This is a genomic window from Streptococcus mitis (assembly GCF_009496205.1).
Classification (GTDB): Bacteria; Bacillota; Bacilli; order Lactobacillales; family Streptococcaceae; genus Streptococcus; species Streptococcus mitis_BN.
The window spans coordinates 1-4,338 of sequence record NZ_WIJO01000092.1; the positions used below are offsets into that span (position 1 = coordinate 1).

Annotated in this window: 3 protein-coding genes; 2 read left to right on the plus strand and 1 reads right to left on the minus strand. The window is 37.4% G+C overall.

What is annotated here, in order from left to right; all coding sequences use genetic code 11:
- Window positions 1-303: 303 nt before the first annotated feature.
- Window positions 304-1,545, minus strand: coding sequence for a D-alanyl-D-alanine carboxypeptidase PBP3 (gene pbp3, locus GEZ85_RS09890; protein ID WP_153210188.1), 1,242 nt, complete (start codon window positions 1,543-1,545; stop codon window positions 304-306).
- Between the two features lie 102 nt (window positions 1,546-1,647).
- Here pbp3 and GEZ85_RS09895 point away from each other — a divergent pair, with 102 nt between their 5' ends.
- Both GEZ85_RS09895 and tuf read left to right on the plus strand, forming a co-directional pair.
- The gene (locus tag GEZ85_RS09895) at window positions 1,648-2,757 is read left to right on the plus strand and encodes an AI-2E family transporter (RefSeq protein WP_153210187.1); all 1,110 of its coding nucleotides are present in this window, start codon (window positions 1,648-1,650) and stop codon (window positions 2,755-2,757) included.
- A 206-nt stretch (window positions 2,758-2,963) separates the two neighbouring features.
- Window positions 2,964-4,160, plus strand: a complete 1,197-nt coding sequence (tuf, locus tag GEZ85_RS09900) for an elongation factor Tu (protein ID WP_001040721.1) — start codon at window positions 2,964-2,966, stop codon at window positions 4,158-4,160.
- Window positions 4,161-4,338: the final 178 nt, after the last annotated feature.

Here is a 4,338-nt window from a genome sequence, read left to right on the forward strand (position 1 = left end):
CATGGGATGGCCTTTCTAAATGATTTATTAAGCAATTCTATTTTACCAAGACTATCGTAACCATGCAAAAAAGCAACGGCAAATCCGTTGCTTTTTTTGGAAATAAGGGACTATTGTCCCAGACTCTTTTTGCTGTAATTAAGTTCTATTGTTAACCAAGTTTCGTTCTGTATAGGATAAATTTTATTATAATTCAAAGCGATATCTATAAATAAAAGTTTTAAAAAGAAGAGCTCATTACAATTCAGACTCAGTTCTTTTTAAATATAATATTAATTTTTTAGCTTTAAGAAGTTTATAATATCATAATTTTTCGTTGATAAATCGGATAAATTGATTCCACCAAACTTTTAAGAAGAAGGCTTTTTCAACTTTCTTTTCTGCTACCATTTCAAAACTAGGACGCTCTGTGGTAATGTAACCTTGACCAATCAAGTCTGAGTCTTCATAAGTCAAATGTCCAACCACTGTTCCGGCTTCAAGTGGTGCTGGAATTGCCTTAGAATCAGGTGTGAATTGAATAGATTGGGAAGCTTGACTCCCAACACGTTCAATTAGAGTGATATCATCTTTGGCAACAGCAGTGACAGTATCTTCTTTTCCATCTTGTACAGGGGCTTTGCTATCTTGATAAGCATCACCTTTCTGAACGATTTTACGAAGTGTGAATGTAGAAGAGATATAATCCATTAGTGAAGATGTAGCTGTGAAGCGAGCGTAAGGATTATTGTCTTGATGATCTGCATTCAAAACAACTGTGATAACCCTCATCCCTTTTTCGACAGTAGTACCAACAAAAGATTCTCCAGCTTTGTCTGTTGTTCCTGTCTTAAGGCCATCAAAACCACCGCGATAAGCAGGCATGCCTTCTAACATGTAGTTGGTAGAAGTGATTGTCATCCCAGCAAAAGTAGATGAAGGTTTTTTAGTGATTTCTAAGACTTGTGGGTATTTTTTGATGAGATTGCGAGCAACGATAGCGACATCATAAGCACTGAGCTTGTTTTCATCATCTTTTTTAGATCCTGGGTAAATGTTATCCCCTAAAGTCTCATTGTTAAGACCCGTCGTATTGACAACAGTGGCATCCTGAATGCCCCATTCCAAGAGCTTTGCCCTCATCATATCGACGAAATCTTTTTCTGAGCCAGCAATTTTTTCAGCTAACGCAATAGCTGCACTGTTAGCACTGGATACTAGGGTTGCTTCCAGTAGTTGTTCGACGGTATAATTACGAGCCTCCATAGGAACGTTACTCGCTTCAGAATTTGTCGTTAATTTGTATGGATAATCAGAGATATCTACCGGAGTTGATAGTGTAATACTACCGTTTTCCAAGGCTTCATAGACAAGATAAACAGTAATCAATTTTGTGATCGAAGCAATTTCAACTGGCTGGGTTGCATCTTTCTCATAGAGAATTTTACCGGTATTTGCCTCAACAGCAATTGCATGTTTAGCAGCAATATTAAAATCTTGAGCATCAACAGTAGATGCTGCCCCAATAACGGAAAGGCTTAGGAGAGTTAAAATTATTTTTTTCATAGTAAGTTTATTCTATCATAAAGAAAAAAATATTCCCAGTTTCATGATATAAGAAAGAAGCTTTTTTGAAAGTGTGGTAAAATAGATGAATGGAGGTACTTCATGTTTCGTAAGAATAAATTATTTTTTTGGACCAGTGAGATTTTACTATTAACCATCATCTTTTATTTATGGAGACAGATGGGTGGGATTATAACGCCTTTTGTAAGTGTCGCAAACACTATAATGATTCCCTTTCTTTTAGGTGGTTTTTTATATTATTTGACCAATCCTATTGTAAATTTTTTACAAAAGTATTTCAAAATTAACCGTATCATTGGTATTCTACTAACCTTGTGTGCTTTTGTCTGGGGGCTAGTTATTGGGGTAGTCTATCTCTTACCGATTTTGATTAATCAGTTGACCAGTTTGATAGCAACAAGTCAGACAATTTATAGCCGTTTGCAAGATTTGATTGTGGATTTATCTACTTATCCAGCCTTTCAAAATTTAGATATTCAAGCGACTATTCAACAGTTAAATCTATCCTATGTAGATATTTTACAAAATATCCTAAATAGCGTTACCAATAGTGTCGGAAGTGTTCTATCAGCTCTCTTTAGTACCGTTTTGATTATTATTATGACCCCTGTGTTTTTGGTTTATTTTTTGTTAGATGGTAACAAATTTTTGCCGATGCTTGAGCGCACTGTTTTAAAGAGAGATAAGTTGCATATTGCAGGTCTTTTAAAGAATTTGAATACTACAATCGCTCGCTATATTAGTGGAGTTGCCATTGATGCGATTATTATTGGCTGTTTGGCCTTTATCGGATATAGTGTAATCGGTTTGAAATACGCTTTGGTCTTCGCTATCTTTTCAGGATTAGCCAATCTCATTCCTTATGTAGGACCAAGTATTGGTCTGATTCCGATGATTATCGCCAATGTCTTTACTGATCCCCATAGAATGCTGATTGCAGTTATTTATATGCTGATTATTCAACAAGTGGATGGAAATATCCTCTACCCTCGAATCGTTGGTGGAGTGATGAAAGTCCATCCAATTACGATTTTAGTATTACTTTTGTTATCAAGTAATATCTATGGTGTCATTGGTATGATTGTTGCAGTACCAACCTATTCTATCTTAAAAGAAATTTCTAAGTTTTTATCACGTTTGTATGAAAATCATAAAATAATGAAAGAACGAGAAAGACAATTAGCTAAGTAAAAGTCAGGATATTCCTGATTTTTCTTTTTCATTAAAGAAGTGATGGGAGTAGAAATACCGTTTAGATTAGCAGATTAAGAATAATTCACAAAAACTTTGTAAAACACTTGCAATTTAGCTGAAATTTGATAAAATAGTAAGGAAAGTTAGACTGTATTGCCTACTGTCTATCTATAAAATATATTTTATTGGAGGCTTTTACTCAAATGGCAAAAGAAAAATACGATCGTAGTAAACCACACGTTAACATTGGTACTATCGGACACGTTGACCACGGTAAAACTACTTTGACAGCAGCTATCACAACTGTTTTGGCACGTCGCTTGCCTTCAGCTGTTAACCAACCTAAAGACTATGCGTCTATCGATGCTGCTCCAGAAGAACGCGAACGCGGTATCACAATCAACACTGCGCACGTTGAGTACGAAACTGAAAAACGTCACTACGCTCACATCGACGCTCCAGGACACGCGGACTACGTTAAAAACATGATCACTGGTGCCGCTCAAATGGACGGAGCTATCCTTGTAGTAGCTTCAACTGACGGACCAATGCCACAAACTCGTGAGCACATCCTTCTTTCACGTCAGGTTGGTGTTAAACACCTTATCGTCTTCATGAACAAAGTTGACTTGGTTGACGACGAAGAATTGCTTGAATTGGTTGAAATGGAAATCCGTGACCTATTGTCAGAATACGACTTCCCAGGTGACGATCTTCCAGTTATCCAAGGTTCAGCTCTTAAAGCCCTTGAAGGTGACACTAAATACGAAGATATCGTTATGGAATTGATGAACACAGTTGATGAGTACATCCCAGAACCAGAACGTGACACTGACAAACCATTGCTTCTTCCAGTCGAAGACGTATTCTCAATCACTGGTCGTGGTACAGTTGCTTCAGGACGTATCGACCGTGGTATCGTTAAAGTCAACGACGAAATCGAAATCGTTGGTATCAAAGAAGAAACTCAAAAAGCAGTTGTTACTGGTGTTGAAATGTTCCGTAAACAACTTGACGAAGGTCTTGCCGGAGATAACGTAGGTGTCCTTCTTCGTGGTGTTCAACGTGATGAAATCGAACGTGGACAAGTTATTGCTAAACCAGGTTCAATCAACCCACACACTAAATTCAAAGGTGAAGTTTACATCCTTACTAAAGAAGAAGGTGGACGTCACACTCCATTCTTCAACAACTACCGTCCACAATTCTACTTCCGTACTACTGACGTTACAGGTTCAATCGAACTTCCAGCAGGTACTGAAATGGTAATGCCTGGTGATAACGTGACAATCGACGTTGAGTTGATCCACCCAATCGCCGTAGAACAAGGTACTACATTCTCTATCCGTGAGGGTGGACGTACTGTTGGTTCAGGTATGGTTACAGAAATCGAAGCTTAATTCGATTTAGTTCCCAGAAGAACAATTATTTAAGTCAGACACTAAAAGAATCTGAGACAAAATAGTTCTCAGCCACAAAAAAGCTAGAGATTTCCAATTGCGGAACTCTAGCTTTTTAATTTGGCTCTTTGTCAACTGTAGTGGGTTGAAGAAAAGCTAAGCTCGAGAAAGGACAAAT

Coding starts and splice junctions, on each gene's coding strand:
- pbp3 (WP_153210188.1), bottom strand. CDS start 1,545: ATGAAAAAAATAATTTTAACTCTCCTAAGCCTTTCCGTTATTGGGGCA.
- tuf (WP_001040721.1), top strand. CDS start 2,964: ATGGCAAAAGAAAAATACGATCGTAGTAAACCACACGTTAACATTGGT.
- GEZ85_RS09895 (WP_153210187.1), top strand. CDS start 1,648: ATGTTTCGTAAGAATAAATTATTTTTTTGGACCAGTGAGATTTTACTA.